This is a genomic window from Bacteroides sp. AM10-21B, assembly GCF_003472565.1.
Lineage (GTDB): Bacteria > Bacteroidota > Bacteroidia > Bacteroidales > Bacteroidaceae > Bacteroides > Bacteroides propionicigenes.
In genome coordinates this window covers 332,502-347,445 of the sequence record NZ_QRME01000002.1, presented here as the reverse complement: position 1 = coordinate 347,445, position 14,944 = coordinate 332,502, and the positions used below count along the sequence as shown (strand labels likewise).

The 14,944-nt window shown below is 42.6% G+C and carries 12 protein-coding genes; 6 read left to right on the top strand and 6 right to left on the bottom strand.

Annotated elements, in window-relative coordinates:
• Positions 1-88: 88 nt before the first annotated feature.
• Positions 89-970, bottom strand: a complete 882-nt coding sequence (locus tag DW121_RS03535) for a DMT family transporter (RefSeq protein WP_118323046.1) — start codon at positions 968-970, stop codon at positions 89-91.
• A gap of 543 nt (positions 971-1,513) precedes the next feature.
• Here DW121_RS03535 and leuS point away from each other — a divergent pair.
• The 3 genes from leuS to DW121_RS03520 are packed head-to-tail and all read left to right on the top strand — an operon-like array spanning position 1,514 to position 5,834.
• Positions 1,514-4,351 (top strand): leucine--tRNA ligase, encoded by a 2,838-nt coding sequence (leuS, locus tag DW121_RS03530; protein ID WP_118323045.1) that lies wholly within the window; start codon positions 1,514-1,516, stop codon positions 4,349-4,351.
• A 5-nt stretch (positions 4,352-4,356) separates the two neighbouring features.
• Entirely contained in the window at positions 4,357-5,259 is a 903-nt protein-coding gene (locus DW121_RS03525) for a YitT family protein (RefSeq protein ID WP_187120002.1), read from the top strand.
• A complete protein-coding gene (locus tag DW121_RS03520; RefSeq protein WP_118323044.1) occupies positions 5,256-5,834 on the top strand; it encodes a non-canonical purine NTP diphosphatase in 579 nt (192 codons plus the stop codon). Before DW121_RS03525 ends, DW121_RS03520 begins: the two co-directional genes overlap by 4 nt.
• A gap of 187 nt (positions 5,835-6,021) precedes the next feature.
• On the opposite strand, the gene DW121_RS03515 is transcribed toward DW121_RS03520, so the two are convergent.
• Positions 6,022-6,318 carry a GIY-YIG nuclease family protein gene (locus DW121_RS03515; protein WP_117710499.1) on the bottom strand — a complete coding sequence of 99 codons (297 nt, stop codon included), beginning with the start codon at positions 6,316-6,318 and terminating at the stop codon, positions 6,022-6,024.
• 207 nt (positions 6,319-6,525) lie between these two features.
• Positions 6,526-7,563, bottom strand: a complete 1,038-nt coding sequence (nadA, locus tag DW121_RS03510) for a quinolinate synthase NadA (protein ID WP_118323043.1) — start codon at positions 7,561-7,563, stop codon at positions 6,526-6,528.
• 401 nt (positions 7,564-7,964) lie between these two features.
• Here nadA and DW121_RS03505 point away from each other — a divergent pair, with 401 nt between their 5' ends.
• The gene (locus tag DW121_RS03505) at positions 7,965-8,495 is read left to right on the top strand and encodes an RNA methyltransferase (protein ID WP_117710596.1); all 531 of its coding nucleotides are present in this window, start codon (positions 7,965-7,967) and stop codon (positions 8,493-8,495) included.
• A 44-nt stretch (positions 8,496-8,539) separates the two neighbouring features.
• Here the strand turns inward: DW121_RS03505 and DW121_RS03500 are convergent, their stop codons facing one another.
• Positions 8,540-9,172, bottom strand: coding sequence for a DUF4294 domain-containing protein (locus tag DW121_RS03500; protein ID WP_117710497.1), 633 nt, complete (start codon positions 9,170-9,172; stop codon positions 8,540-8,542).
• Between the two features lie 98 nt (positions 9,173-9,270).
• Here DW121_RS03500 and DW121_RS03495 point away from each other — a divergent pair, with 98 nt between their 5' ends.
• Both DW121_RS03495 and DW121_RS03490 read left to right on the top strand, forming a co-directional pair.
• Positions 9,271-11,295 carry a helix-hairpin-helix domain-containing protein gene (locus tag DW121_RS03495; protein ID WP_118323042.1) on the top strand — a complete coding sequence of 675 codons (2,025 nt, stop codon included), beginning with the start codon at positions 9,271-9,273 and terminating at the stop codon, positions 11,293-11,295.
• Positions 11,296-11,588: 293 nt separating this feature from the next.
• Complete coding sequence (locus DW121_RS03490) at positions 11,589-12,362, top strand: radical SAM protein (RefSeq protein WP_118323041.1); 774 nt, start codon at positions 11,589-11,591, stop codon at positions 12,360-12,362.
• A gap of 4 nt (positions 12,363-12,366) precedes the next feature.
• On the opposite strand, the gene DW121_RS03485 is transcribed toward DW121_RS03490, so the two are convergent.
• Both DW121_RS03485 and DW121_RS03480 read right to left on the bottom strand, forming a co-directional pair.
• Complete coding sequence (locus DW121_RS03485) at positions 12,367-13,191, bottom strand: DNA/RNA non-specific endonuclease (protein WP_118323040.1); 825 nt, start codon at positions 13,189-13,191, stop codon at positions 12,367-12,369.
• Positions 13,192-13,216: 25 nt separating this feature from the next.
• The gene (locus DW121_RS03480; RefSeq protein ID WP_118323039.1) at positions 13,217-14,893 is read right to left on the bottom strand and encodes a SulP family inorganic anion transporter; all 1,677 of its coding nucleotides are present in this window, start codon (positions 14,891-14,893) and stop codon (positions 13,217-13,219) included.
• Between the last annotated feature and the right edge of the window lie 51 nt (positions 14,894-14,944).

Genomic DNA, 14,944 nt, shown 5'->3' with positions numbered 1-14,944 from the left:
CTGAAAATCAACGATTAATAAAAACAAAGATATGTTCGTTTCCGAACAACTGTCCGCACAAAAGCGAACAATCAGCTTTCTACCTTCACTACACTTTCCTCCCCGCCCAATACACTCCCGATAATATCAGCAATGCGCCTACAAGTCCCATCACAGTGAGTTGTTCACCCAAAAGAACGGCAGAACCTATCAACGTGAAAAGCGGATTGAGATAGATATAATTGGAAGCCTGCAACGTACCGAGCCGCTTCAATACCACGTTCCACACCACGAAGCAGACGAGCGAAGCCAATATACCGAGAAAGATAAGATTCGTCCACACAGCCGGATGAAGGAAGCCCTGAAGCGGAAACTGCCAAGGACGGAAAAAGAATGCGGGAAGTATACTCAGCAGACCGTAAAAGAATACCTTACGGGTAATAAAAGTGGTACGGTAACGCCCGAAAAGCTTCTTCATTATCAAACTGTAGAACGCCCAAGAAAAAGCGGCAAGCAACGTAAGGAAATCGCCCAACGGAGAAATCTTCAGCACAAAATGACCGTTATAAACCACTAATGCCACTCCCGCCAAAGCAAGCAACGAACCGCCTATCAACCCCACAGTTGCCTTCTCCTTCTTATAAATCAGCAAAGACAGAATGGTGGTGAGCAACGGAGCCGTACAGACTATGAACGATACATTGGTGGCCAACGTGATTTCCAACGCCGTATTCTCCGTCAGAAAGTAGAACGAACCGCCCGTAACGCCACCCAACAACAGCCAAAGTTCATCCCGCCAATTATCGGCAAACAGCTTGCGCGGAGAAATGAACCAAATGCCCAGATAGGCCATCAGAAAACGAAGCACAAATATTTCCTGCGGAGAGAGCCCGTACCCTATCAATACTTTCGTAGAGATGAACGTCAACCCCCAAATCCCCACCGTAAGAATGGCTATAAGATGATAAGCATAATTTTTCGTTGTAAACATACACCTGTTTATAAATTGTGCACAAAGATAACGCTTTCCTCTTTCTACACAATGAGACGAGCTTTTATAATATCCGAAGGATGATTTACTAAAACCCTCGCAGAGATTTACTAAAACGAGAGGGAAGATTTACTAAATCTCCGCCCGAATTTTAGTAAATCTCCGGAAACACTTTTAGAAGGGCATTTGAAGCGAGTCTGCCTTTTTATCAGAAAAATAAACAAAAAGGGACGCAATCTTCACAGATTACATCCCCTGAAATATCCTAAAAAATCTTTCTTATAAAATCCTATTGAATTAATTTAGCCATTATTTGTATTACAAACAAAAAATTAGTTTTAAAAGCACATCACAAATATAAGCAATAAAAAGCGTATCATCAAGTATTTCATACTGTTTTTTTACACCACTTCGCTACAAATCTGAAAATAAAGACTTAACTTTGCACCGTTTAATTAACAGGATATAAACCGAATTAAGCAAACTATCAACAAGTTTTAGTAAGTATATCAACAAGTTTTCAACAATATAATTAAAACCATTATGGAATACAATTTCAGAGAGATTGAAAAGAAATGGCAGAAACGATGGGTAGAGAACAAAACCTACCAAGTGACGGAAGACGAAACAAAGCAAAAATATTATGTACTGAATATGTTCCCCTACCCCAGCGGCGCAGGTCTGCACGTGGGACATCCGTTGGGATACATCGCTTCGGACATTTATGCCCGTTACAAACGTCTGCAAGGTTTCAATGTCCTGAATCCCATGGGATATGACGCTTACGGCTTGCCTGCAGAACAATATGCCATACAAACGGGACAACATCCGGCTATCACCACCGTCAACAACATCAACCGCTATCGCGAACAATTGGACAAGATAGGTTTCTCTTTCGACTGGAACCGCGAAATCCGCACCTGCGACCCTGAATACTATCATTGGACACAATGGGCTTTCCAAAAGATGTTCAACAGCTATTATTGCAATGACGAAAAACAGGCGCGTCCCATTGAAGAGCTGATAGAAGCATTCGCCAAATATGGCAACGAAGGGCTGAACGCCGCATGCAGCGAAGAACTGCACTTCACTGCCGATGAGTGGAACGCCATGAGCGAAAAAGAACAACAGGAAGTCCTGATGAACTACCGTATCGCCTATCTGGGTGAAACAATGGTGAACTGGTGTCCGCAACTCGGCACCGTACTTGCCAACGATGAAGTGGTGGACGGAGTGTCCGAACGCGGCGGTTTCCCCGTAGTTCAGAAAAAAATGCGCCAGTGGTGTCTCCGCGTATCTGCCTATGCACAACGCTTGCTGGACGGACTGGATACGATTGACTGGACCGAATCTCTGAAAGAAACACAGAAGAACTGGATAGGCCGCAGCGAAGGCGCCGAAATCCAATTCAAGGTGAAAGACAGTGATTTGGAATTTACCATTTTCACCACCCGTGCCGATACCATGTTCGGTGTTACCTTTATGGTGCTGGCTCCCGAAAGCGAATTGGTAGCCCAACTCACCACCCCGGAACAAAAAGCCGACGTGGATGCCTATCTGGAACGTACCAAGAAACGCACCGAACGCGAACGCATTGCCGACCGCAGCGTAACGGGCGTGTTCTCCGGAAGCTATGCCGTCAATCCTTTTACGGGCGAAGCGGTACCCGTGTGGATTAGCGACTATGTACTGGCAGGATACGGAACAGGCGCCATCATGGCGGTACCTGCACATGACAGCCGCGACTATGCTTTTGCCAAACACTTCAACCTGCCCATCATTCCGTTGGTGGAAGGTTGCGATGTGAGCGAAGAGAGTTTCGATGCTAAGGAAGGCATTGTATGCAATTCTCCGAAAACCGGTGTAACGCCTTACTGCGAACTGAACCTGAACGGGCTGACTATTAAGGAAGCCATTGCAGCTACTAAAAAATACGTAAAAGAACATAACTTGGGACGCGTAAAAGTAAACTTCCGCTTGCGCGATGCCATCTTCTCACGCCAGCGTTACTGGGGCGAACCGTTCCCCGTTTACTACAAGGACGGCATGCCTTATATGATTGATGAAAGCTGTCTGCCGCTGGAACTGCCGGAAGTAGCCAAATTCTTGCCTACCGAAACCGGTGAACCGCCGTTGGGACACGCCACTAAATGGGCTTGGGACACTGTTAACAAATGCGTTACTGACAACGATAAGATAGACAATATCACAATTTTCCCATTAGAACTCAATACGATGCCGGGATTTGCAGGTTCAAGCGCTTATTACTTGCGTTATATGAATCCTCGTAACCATACTGCACTGGTAGACAAGAAAGTGGATGAATACTGGCGTAACGTCGACCTCTATGTGGGTGGTACGGAACACGCTACCGGTCACTTGATTTACTCCCGTTTCTGGAACAAATTCCTGCACGACCTCGGTGTTTCCGCTGTCGAAGAGCCGTTCCAAAAATTAGTGAACCAAGGCATGATTCAGGGAAGAAGCAACTTTGTATATCGCATCAAAGATACCAATACATTCGTATCGCTGAACCTGAAAGACCAATACGACACTACCCCACTCCATGTAGATGTCAACATCGTATCAAACGACGTTCTCGATACGGAAGCCTTCAAGGCATGGCGTCCCGAATACGAAACGGCAGAGTTTATCCTTGAAGACGGAAAATACATCTGCGGATGGGCTGTCGAGAAGATGAGCAAATCCATGTTCAATGTCGTCAATCCCGATATGATTGTAGAGAAATACGGTGCGGACACGCTTCGTATGTACGAAATGTTCCTCGGCCCCGTAGAACAGTCCAAACCTTGGGATACGAACGGCATCGACGGTGTGCATCGTTTCATCAAGAAATTCTGGTCTTTGTTCTACGACCGCAACGACAATTATCTGGTGACTGATGAACCCGCCAACAAAGAAGAACTGAAATCTTTGCACAAACTCATCAAGAAGGTTACGGGAGACATCGAACAGTTCTCTTACAATACAAGCATCAGCGCCTTTATGATTTGCGTAAACGAACTGTTCGCAATGAAATGCAGCAAGAAAGAGATATTGAACCAACTCACTGTCACGCTGGCTCCTTTCGCTCCGCACGTATGCGAGGAATTGTGGGAAACATTAGGCAATACAGGTTCGGTATGCGACGCTCAATGGCCCGCATACAATGAAGAATATCTGGTGGAAAATACGGTGAACTACACCATTTCATTCAACGGAAAGGCACGTTTCAATATGGAGTTCCCTGCCGATGCCGCATCGGACGCTATTCAGGAAACAGTATTAGCAGACGAACGTTCCATTAAATGGATAGACGGAAAGAACATCATCAAGGTAATCGTAGTGCCCAAGAAGATTGTAAACATTGTTATCAAATAACAAATATGCAAATTACAAAACTAACCAAAACGGAAGTAATGAGAGAGTTGAAAGACTATATCTTCATCACTTTCGGATTAATCTCGTACGCGATGGGATGGGCCGCGTTCCTTATCCCCTATCAGATTACAACCGGCGGTACTACAGGTATCGGAGCCATCATCTATTATGCCACGGGATTTCCCATCCAGTGGTCATATTTCATCATCAATGCGGTTTTAATGACGTTTGCCATTAAAATCCTCGGGCCGAAATTCAGTATCAAGACCACATTCGCCATCTTCGGACTGACGTTCTTTCTGTGGTTCTTCCAAGTATTGGTGAACGGACCGAACGGAGTGCCTCCGCAAATCCTCGGACCCGGACAAGACTTCATGGCTTGCCTGATAGGCGCTGCCATGTGCGGTGTAGGTCTGGGCGTAGTGTTCAATTGCAACGGAAGCACAGGCGGTACGGATATTATTGCAGCCATTATCCACAAATATCGCGATGTCACTTTAGGCCGTATGATTATGATTTGCGACGTAGTCATCATCAGCTCCTGTTACTTCATATTCAACGACTGGAGACGGGTTATTTTTGGTTTTGTAACGCTGTTCATTATCGGTATCGTATTGGATTACATCGTGAACGGTGCACGACAATCGGTGCAATTCTTCATCTTTTCCAAAGATTATGAGAAGATTGCCGACCGCATCACCAAAGAGACCCACCGGGGTGTGACAGTGCTCGACGGTATAGGCTGGTACAGCAAACGTAATGTGAAAGTATTGGTTGTATTGGCTTATAAGCGTCAGTCTGTCGAGATATTCCGCTTGGTCAAGGACATTGATCCGAATGCTTTTATCTCTCAAAGTTCCGTTATCGGTGTGTATGGAGAAGGTTTCGATAAATTAAAAGGAAAATGAAAAAGAAATTTGTATTTGCAACCAACAATGCTCATAAGCTGGAAGAAGTAACTGCCATTTTAGGAAATAAAATAGAACTTCTCAGCATGAAAGACATTCACTGTCATGCAGATATTCCTGAAACTGCAGATACACTTGAAGGAAATGCCTTGCTGAAGGCAAGATATATCTTTGAAAACTATCAGTTGGATTGTTTTGCCGATGATACCGGTCTGGAAGTGGAAGCCTTGAATGGTGCTCCGGGAGTATATTCCGCACGTTATGCCGGCGACGCGCACAATTCGGAAGCCAATATGAAGAAGTTATTGCAGGATATGGAAGGTATGGAGAACCGTAAAGCGCAATTCCGTACCGTTTTTGCCCTTATCGTCAATGGAAAGGAACATCTGTTCGAAGGTATCGTAAAAGGCGAAATAACGAAGCACAGGCACGGCACTTCCGGCTTTGGATACGACCCTGTTTTTATTCCCGAAGGATATACGCAAACGTATGCCGAAATGGGTAATGAGTTGAAGAATAAAATCAGCCACCGGGCACTGGCTACGAATAAGCTTTGCAATTTCCTTTCAAAGTAGATACTATCTGTCATTCAAAACGAGGCAGATACTATCTGTCATTCAGAGCGAAGCGAAGAATCTCTTCTCTATATTACACATTGAAATGTAAAGGAGAGTAGATTCTTCGCTTCGCTCTGAATGACAGATACTCTTGATATAAATTAATTCTCAATATTTACTTATTAAAAAAATACTTTATTTTCAATTATCCATTCCACTGTAAATAACTACCTAAATCCTCTAATCGGGGATTTTTTTCTCTTATCAAATTATCTTTTTTACTTCTACTCCACCCTTTAAGAGATTTCTCTCTGGCAATAGCATATTCAATATTTTGAAATTCCTCATAATAGAGTAAAATATGACAACTGTATTTTTTAGTAAATCCTTCTATCTTACCTGATTTATGTTCATTATATCGACGATACAGATTATTAGTCACACCTATATAAAGTACTGTTCTATTAGAGTTAGACATAATATAAATACAGTATTTTTCCATATTTTACAGAATTAATCTTCCTGTCATTCAGAGCGAAGCGAAGAATCTACTCCCTTTTACATTTCAATGTGTAATATAGAGAGTAGATTCTTCGTCGCAAGCTCCTCTGAATGACAGACTATACCTTAGCGTAAAAATCAAAAAATGTTTTGAGCGAAGCTAATGATAGGGCTTTTACATTTTAATAACCCCCTATAACTCCTAAATCTACAACCCCAGTTTTGCAGAAATTTCCAACATCTTCTTGATTGGTTTCACTGCCTTTTCTGCAATTTCGGCATCTACCTTAATTTCGGGAGACTCGTCTTTCAGACAGTTATAGAGTTTTTCCAACGTGTTTAGCCGCATGAAGTTACATTCATTGCAGGCGCAAGTGCTATCATTGGGTGGAGCCGGAATAAATTTAGTCTGCGGACACTTCTTTTGCATCTCGTGCAGAATGCCGGATTCCGTAGCAACGATATATTCCTTTTCGGGATGGGCAACCGCATACTTCAATAAAGCTGCCGTAGAGCCTACTACATCCGCCAGCTTCAGAACCGTACTCTTGCATTCGGGATGTGCCAGTACCACTGCACCGGGATGTTGGCGCTTTAATTCAACAATCTTTTCAACCGAGAATTGTTCGTGTACATGGCACGCACCGTCCCATAATAACATATTTCTGCCGGTGACGGAGTTAATATAATTTCCTAAGTTTCTGTCCGGACCGAATATTATTTTCTCATCTTTGGGAAAGCTTTCAACGATTTGCTTGGCGTTGGTGGATGTTACCACTACGTCTGTAACAGCCTTTACGGCAGCTGTCGTATTCACATAGGATATAACCGTATATCCGGGATGCTCTTTGACAAACTGTGCAAACTCGTCTGCCGGGCAACTGTCGGCAAGCGAACAACCTGCCGCCATATCGGGTACCAATACCTTTTTGTCGGGACAAAGTACCTTTGCCGTTTCACCCATGAAGTGAACACCGCACATCACAATAATGTCGGCTTCCGTTTTTGCCGCCCATTGCGCCAAAGCCAGACTGTCGCCAACGTAGTCGGCTATGTCTTGTATCTCACCCTTCTGGTAGTAGTGACCCAGAATGATTGCATTCTTCTCTTTCTTCAGCTGTTTAATAGCTTCTATCAGATTATTCATAATAATAATTTTTATTTCTCTTCTTTCTTTAAAAATCCTTTGATAGTAATGATAGGCTGTTAATAGTGTGGACAAATTAATATGGTTTTTCTTGCCCATGAAGTTATTAGTATCGGATAAAACTTTATTCTTAGGTTATTAACGTAAGAAATTCAGGTTATATCTCTTGATAATAAGCTCCCTACTCTCTCATTACTTCACTTCATTAACATCTTGTTGATAAACCGCAAAGTTAATAACTTTAGGGAGATTAATCAGTGAAATAAGACTTAAAAATGTGTTTATACAGCCTTTGAAAATTAAGCTTAACTTTTTTGGTTTGTTCGTTATGCTTATGTAATATGCGTTACTTTGAATAATGCAAGTATTATTTCTAAAAATCTTTCCCTGTACTATTGACACCTTTTCAACGGTTATTAACAGGGATGTGAACGGAAAGAATTATCTTTGCACAGTGTGAATTGGCACATAGTACACAGATTGATGCAAAGTATATGATTATGAATAGAAAACTGAAGATAACCGAACTGAATCGTATTAGTACAGAGGAGTTTAAAGAAGCGGAAAAGTTGCCGTTGATAGTTGTGTTGGATAATATTCGCAGTTTGCATAATATAGGTTCCGTATTCCGTACTTCGGATGCTTTTCGCATCGAATGTATCTATCTGTGTGGAATTACGGCTACTCCACCCCATCCCGAAATGCACAAAACGGCTTTGGGAGCCGAATTTACGGTTGACTGGAAGTATGTTAATAACGCTGTTGAAGCTGTTGATAACCTCAGGAATGATGGATATACGGTCTATTCCGTGGAACAGGCAGAAGGCAGTATCATGCTGAATGAGTTGACTTTAGATAAAAATAAGAAGTATGCCGTAGTAATGGGAAATGAAGTGAAAGGTGTTCAACAGGAAGTTATAGACCATTCTCACGGCTGTATTGAAATTCCGCAATACGGTACGAAGCACTCTCTGAATGTATCGGTTACGGCAGGTATTGTTATTTGGGATTTATTCAATAAATTGAAATAAGTGTCGTCATATACTATCTGTTATCAACATACTATGAACCGGATTTAAAGTTGTCCATTCTCTACCATTAGAATAACTCTTTCGGTAAGTGCATCTTCTCCGGAAGGGTCGTATTGTTTTTTCAGACTGGCGCCGAACAATGCAGCGAAAGTTTGATAGAATCCGGCTTTGAAAGGTCCCATGAACGCTTTGACCAGTTCATAGGAAGTTGAATTGGTCTGCCTGTCCACTAACTTTATCAACAGCTTTCCTTGAGCAAAAGACAGTTTTTTCATGCGGGGAGTATATTGTTCTTTCAATCCTTTCTCCACAGCTTTCAAATGCTTTTGCCGTTCTTTTTCGGTAGGGATGGTTTGCAGATATTCGTAAGTTTCAATGATGGCACGGTTGATTTCTTTGGAAATAGGCAATACCTTTTTCACATCACGGATGAGTTTATAGTATTTCGTTATTTCACGCTTGTTTTTGAATTTGAGCGGTTTAAAGATATAGACGGTAGGAAGTTTTACGTATGGAATCGTATCACCGTTATAAACGCACATAGGAGTGAGGTAGATACTTTTGGACATATCGGTTCGGGGTTGTTGCTGGGCATGGCAAACCAAGCTTCCCGATGAGAGAAACACAATGAGTATTACTATATTAAGCCGTATGTTCATGCCGCAAAAGTACACCATTCTGTGTAATGTTGTTGCATTGCTTCCGTTTTTCCTTGTTCAATTAACTAATTTAAGGTAACTTCGCTGTCCGTAAATTTGGAAATATCCTATTATCAATGACAATAATCAAGGTAGGAGTTTTTATAAGTATGCTGTTGATAACTCCTATGCTTGTAGCTCAGAACACATCTGTTTCTCTGTGGGAAGAAAATCTGGAACAGCTTTCCATGGATGGGGAAGAGAACAATTGGGAAGACGAACTGGAAGAACTTTCCAACCGCTTGCACGAACCGGTTAATATTAATGTCGCCACCAAACGGCAATTGGAAGAATTTCCTTTCCTGACAGAACTCCAAATAGAAAATATCTTGGCATATGTATATATACACGGACAGATGCAGACTGTTTATGAGTTGCAACTGGTGGAAGCAATGGATAAACGGACTATTGAATTGTTGCTGCCTTTTGTTTGTGTAAAGGTTGTTGAAGACGCTTTCCGCTATCCTTCTTTAAAGACGATATTGAAATATGGCAGACAGGAAGTATTGACACGTATGGATGTTCCTTTCTATACCCGTAAAGGATATGAGAAATACTATCAGGGACCTGCCATTTATCATTCTTTGCGTTATAATTTTCGTTATGGAGACTATTTTCAGGCGGGGATAGTGGGAGAGAAGGATGCAGGAGAGCCGTTCTTTGCTTTACAGGATAAAAAAGGGTATGATTACTATTCTTTCTACTGTTTGTTTAAGAACTTGGGTAAATTGAAATCGTTGGCATTGGGCAATTATAAGTTGAGTTTCGGGCAGGGACTGGTGCTCAGTACCGATTTTCGGTTGGGGAAAACTTTTTCCATGTCTACATCGGAGTACCGTACAGGAGGAATCAGGAAGCATGGTTCTACGGATGAATATAATTATTTTCGCGGAGCGGCGGCAACAGTGGAACTTCTTCGTTTTTTGGAACTTTCCGTTTTCTACTCACATCGTTCTATGGACGGGGTGATAAAAGACGGGGAAATCACTTCTGTCTATAAAACCGGACTGCATCGTACGGAAAAAGAAGCGGATAAAATGAATGCTTTTACCATGCAATTGATGGGCGGTAACTTGACTTATGAGAAGAATAAGTTGAAAGTAGGCGTAACAGGCGTTTATTACTTTTTCAATCATCCTTATGAACCGGATTTAAAGAAGTATGTAAAATACAACTTACATGGAAATGATTTTTATAATCTGGGCGTAGACTATAAATACCGTTTGGGAAAACTGGTATGGGTGGGAGAGGGGGCTGTGGGAAAGCAAGGTTATGCTTTGCTGAACCAACTGAAATATAAACTATTAACAGGTTATCAACTGCTGTTAATTCATCGTTATTATTCACATGATTACTGGTCTTTCTTCGGCCGTTCATTCGGAGAAGGCAGTACGCCTCAAAATGAGAATGGCTGGTACCTTGCTGCGGAGGCAACTCCGCTGGCGCACTGGAAGTTTTTCGCTGCATTGGATATGTTTTCTTTCCCGTATTGGAAATATCGTATCAGCAAACCTTCACAAGGAATAGACGGGATGTTTCAGGTTGTTTATTCTCCTCGCAGGAACTTGACGGCATATCTTAATTATCGCTACAAACGGAAGGAGAGGGATGTTTCGGGAACAGAAGGGAAGATTACATTGCCTGTCTGCCATCATAAGTTGCGGTGCAGGTTTACTTATATGCCGGGCGGTTTTGTGTATCGCACTACGATTGATTATAATCATTTTCGTCAGCAAGACGGTGCAGGCTATAGTTTTAAGGGAAAACAAGGCTGGCAATGTACACAATCCTGTGCTTATACATTTTCCGGTTTTCCGTTGGGTGTATCCGTACAAGGCACTTATTTTGATACGGATGATTATGATTCCCGTGTTTATTCTTCTGAAAAGGGGTTGCTTTATACGTTTTATACCCCTTCTTATTATGGTGAAGGTTTTCGTTATTCCGCCCATGTGCGCTGTGATATGAACAAAACTTTTATGTTTCTCGTTAAGTTCGGGCAAACTGTTTATCGGAATCGTGAGAGTATCGGTTCGGGTAACGACTTGATAGCGGGAAATAAAAAAACGGATTTGCAAATGCAGCTCCGTATCAAGTTTTGAGTAAAAAGTAATAAGTAAAAAGTAATCAGTAAGTGTGCATAATTAGTTTATACTATCTGTCATTCAGAGCGAAGCGAAGAATCTACTCCCTTTTTTCGCATTCATAGAGGAAAGAGATTCTTCGCTTCGCTCTGAATGACAGATAGTATAAACTAATTTTCAACATTTACTTAATTGTATTGTTTTTGGAAGTACCTATATGTTTATTTTCTATATTTGCGGCATTAATTATAAATCATAATTATAAATCATAATCATAAATCATTAATTATAAATCGCTAATCATAAATAAGATGACTGTCATTTATCCGTCTCCCATATTCGGTCCTGTTCATTCCCGCCGTCTGGGAGTATCTTTGGGAATCAATCTGTTACCGGAAGACGGTAAGGTGTGTAGCTTCGATTGTATTTACTGTGAATGTGGATTTAACTCCGATCATCGTCCTAAAAAGCCGTTGCCTACACGTGAGGAAGTGCGTAAGGCATTGGAAGCACGGCTACAGGATATGCAAAAGAACGGTCCTGTTCCCGATGTACTGACCTTTGCCGGAAACGGAGAACCGACTGCACATCCGCATTTTCCTGAAATTATAGAAGATACGCTTGCTTTGCGTGATAAATATTTTCCGAAAGCGAAAGTAAGCGTGCTTACCAACTCCACTTTCATTCATCGTCCGGCTGTGTTTGAAGCCTTGAACAAGATAGATAACAATATTCTGAAATTAGATACGGTGGATGAAGCATATATCCGTGAGCTTGACCGTCCGACAGGCCATTATTCCGTGCGTGAAATAATAGAGGGGATAAAGGCTTTTAAGGGTAATTGCATTATTCAAACCATGTTCTTGAAAGGCGGTTTTAGGGACAAGGATATGGATAATACTTCCGATAAATATGTTTTGCCTTGGTTAGAGGCCGTAAAAGAGATTTCTCCCCGTCAGGTAATGATTTATACTATCGACCGGGAAACACCCGACCATGACTTGCAAAAGGCCACTCATGAGGAATTAGACCGTATTGCAGCATTGGTGAAGGAGGTGGGGATAGCGGTGAGCGTCTCTTATTAAGCAGTTATTTGTTATGCCATAAGTTTAAATTGCAGGTAGCTTCCACCTGTTTTTCAATATTATCGGGCAGAGCTGGGAAGAAATCGATACTTGTAATGCGTTCCACCTCGTCTACACTGTTGACGTAAGCATCCAACGGGTGGTTTCCTGATGTGTTTTTATAAATGAAGCCGATGGCTTTGGGAGGATTACTGTTTGTACAGAGTATAACTTTGAAAAAAGCTTCAGGTACAGTTATTTTGTGCTTTTTGCCAATGGTGCGGTGTTTTTGCCGATAAAGGACAGGACCGCAGACAATGTAGATTTTTCCCTCTTTTTTTGCCCACAGGCGGCAGGCTTCTTCCAGTTCTTTCCAGTCACCTCGGTTCAGGTTGTGGTTTTGGGGGCAGATATTGGTCATGTAGAAACTCTCCTGCATAGCTTTCCAATGCCAACGGTTGTCGCCGGCAGGACACATATGCCCTCTATCCATGCCGGAACGCTTGTAGTCGTCGGTGGTTACAGCTTGGTTCTCAGGCAGGTCGGGGTCGGGCAGGAACTTGTCTGTGCGGCTCTCGCGTTCTATCAATTTCTCGGGAGTTAGTTCCCATGCTACCCAGTTAGGTATCTTTAAATCTTTGTTGTAAGATACTGTGTAGCCTTTTCGATGCAGTATTTGTTCGGGTGTGTGTGTTAGGGGGGCGGGGTAGAGCACATCCTTTACGGCAACAGGAAGGTTAATGCGCAAAGCCTTCGTTATGGGTTCATAACAAATGAAGGCGATGCACATTAATACTATTAAATAGAATAACCCTTTGGACTGCTTCTGTTTTTTTCCTTTTCTTGCCATAATGTATCTTCTGTGGTGAAAGTCTTTATAACAGTTGCTTCGCTTTTTCCAATGCTACATTAATATTGGGACAAATGTTGTCTTTTCCAAGCAATTCATAGAAACCGGATTTCTCAAGGACATTATGTACTTTTTCGTTGACGCCTGACAATACAATTGTGATTTTCTCTTTTTGCGACATCTTACAAAGGCTTTCCAGATTATGAATACCTGTTGAATCGATGAAAGGAACCTTACGCATACGTATGATACGTACTTTGGGGCGGTCGCCAAGTTGCGCCATTACTTCCTCAAACTTTGTTGCGATGCCGAAGAAGTAGGGACCGTTGATTTCATATACTTCCACACCTTGGGGAATGATTAGATGTTCTTCGCTCGTAGCGATATCCGATTCGGCATTCGGGTCTATCTCGTCTTTGATAACCGATATTTCGGTTGTTTCCATGACGCGGCGCATAAAGAGTACGCAGGCAATGACCAAGCCCACTTCGATAGCGATTGTCAAGTCGAAGATAACCGTCAGAAAGAAAGTTATCAATAATACGGTAACATCCGATTTGGGGTTCTTCATCAATGCCCTGAATACGCGCCAGCCACTCATGTTGTAGGATACGACAACGAGCACACCTGCCAGGCATCCCATCGGAATGTATTGAGCCAGCGGCATAAGCAACAGAAGAATCAAAAGCAGCACTACCGCATGCACTATACCGGCTACGGGCGACTTACCGCCATTATTGATGTTAGCCATTGTACGGGCAATGGCGCCTGTGGCGGGAATACCTCCGAAAAGCGGAGTCGCCATATTGGCAACGCCCTGTGCTATCAATTCGGTATTGGAATCGTGCTTATCGCCGATGACACCGTCGGCTACGGTAGCCGAAAGCAAAGATTCTATGGCTCCCAATACAGCAATCGTAATGGCAACGGGAAACAGGTTCTTTATCGCTTCCCAGTCCAGTGCAGGCATTACAGCATCAGGAAGTTCGGCTTTGATGCTGAAACGGTCGCCAATGGTGTCGATACAGTCGATGCCGCCGTACATCTTCATCAGATAAACGGCTACGGTCACTACGATAATGGCAATGAGCGAGCCGGGAATCTTCTTGGAGAATTTCGGAGTAATGGCAATGATAAAGATGCTGGCAATGCTGACAACCGTATTCCACCAGTTGACAGTGTCGAAGTGGCGGAAGTAAATAATCCATTTGCCTACGAAATCGCCCGGAACTTTTTCTCCGCCGAAGTTCAGTCCGAATATGTCTGCAATCTGAGTGGTAAAGATAGTAACGGCGATACCGCTCGTGAAGCCTACGATAATGGGATAGGGGATAAACTTGATGACCGCTCCCAGCTTGAATACTCCCAGAAGAATGAGGATAACGCCCGCCATTAATGTGGCTACAATCAGTCCCGCTTCTCCGTATTGTTGGATAATGCCGTAAATAATAACGATGAACGCACCGGTAGGTCCGCCAATCTGGACTTTGCTACCTCCTAACAGGGAGATGATAAACCCGGCAATGATAGCCGTGATGATACCTTTCTCAGGCGATACGCCTGATGCAATACCGAACGCAATGGCAAGCGGCAAGGCAACGATACCTACAATGATACCGGCCATAAGGTCTGCCATGAAGAGTTCTTTTGAGTAATTTTTTAAAGCCGTGTACAGTTTTGGCTTGAATTCGAACGCTTTCATTTTTTATTTTAGAAGTTTTGTTTTACTTGCTTTTTAGGCACGGATTACACG

Excerpts from the sequence above, each read along its gene's own strand:
- nadA (WP_118323043.1), bottom strand. The coding sequence starts at position 7,563 with ATGGGCAAGAAAAACCATATTAATTTGTCCACACTATTAACAGCCTAT.
- DW121_RS03525 (WP_187120002.1), top strand. The coding sequence starts at position 4,357 with ATGCAAATTACAAAACTAACCAAAACGGAAGTAATGAGAGAGTTGAAA.
- DW121_RS03515 (WP_117710499.1), bottom strand. The coding sequence starts at position 6,318 with ATGGAAAAATACTGTATTTATATTATGTCTAACTCTAATAGAACAGTA.
- DW121_RS03520 (WP_118323044.1), top strand. The coding sequence starts at position 5,256 with ATGAAAAAGAAATTTGTATTTGCAACCAACAATGCTCATAAGCTGGAA.
- DW121_RS03535 (WP_118323046.1), bottom strand. The coding sequence starts at position 970 with ATGTTTACAACGAAAAATTATGCTTATCATCTTATAGCCATTCTTACG.
- DW121_RS03505 (WP_117710596.1), top strand. The coding sequence starts at position 7,965 with ATGAATAGAAAACTGAAGATAACCGAACTGAATCGTATTAGTACAGAG.
- DW121_RS03500 (WP_117710497.1), bottom strand. The coding sequence starts at position 9,172 with ATGGTGTACTTTTGCGGCATGAACATACGGCTTAATATAGTAATACTC.
- DW121_RS03490 (WP_118323041.1), top strand. The coding sequence starts at position 11,589 with ATGACTGTCATTTATCCGTCTCCCATATTCGGTCCTGTTCATTCCCGC.
- DW121_RS03495 (WP_118323042.1), top strand. The coding sequence starts at position 9,271 with ATGACAATAATCAAGGTAGGAGTTTTTATAAGTATGCTGTTGATAACT.
- DW121_RS03480 (WP_118323039.1), bottom strand. The coding sequence starts at position 14,893 with ATGAAAGCGTTCGAATTCAAGCCAAAACTGTACACGGCTTTAAAAAAT.
- DW121_RS03485 (WP_118323040.1), bottom strand. The coding sequence starts at position 13,191 with ATGGCAAGAAAAGGAAAAAAACAGAAGCAGTCCAAAGGGTTATTCTAT.
- leuS (WP_118323045.1), top strand. The coding sequence starts at position 1,514 with ATGGAATACAATTTCAGAGAGATTGAAAAGAAATGGCAGAAACGATGG.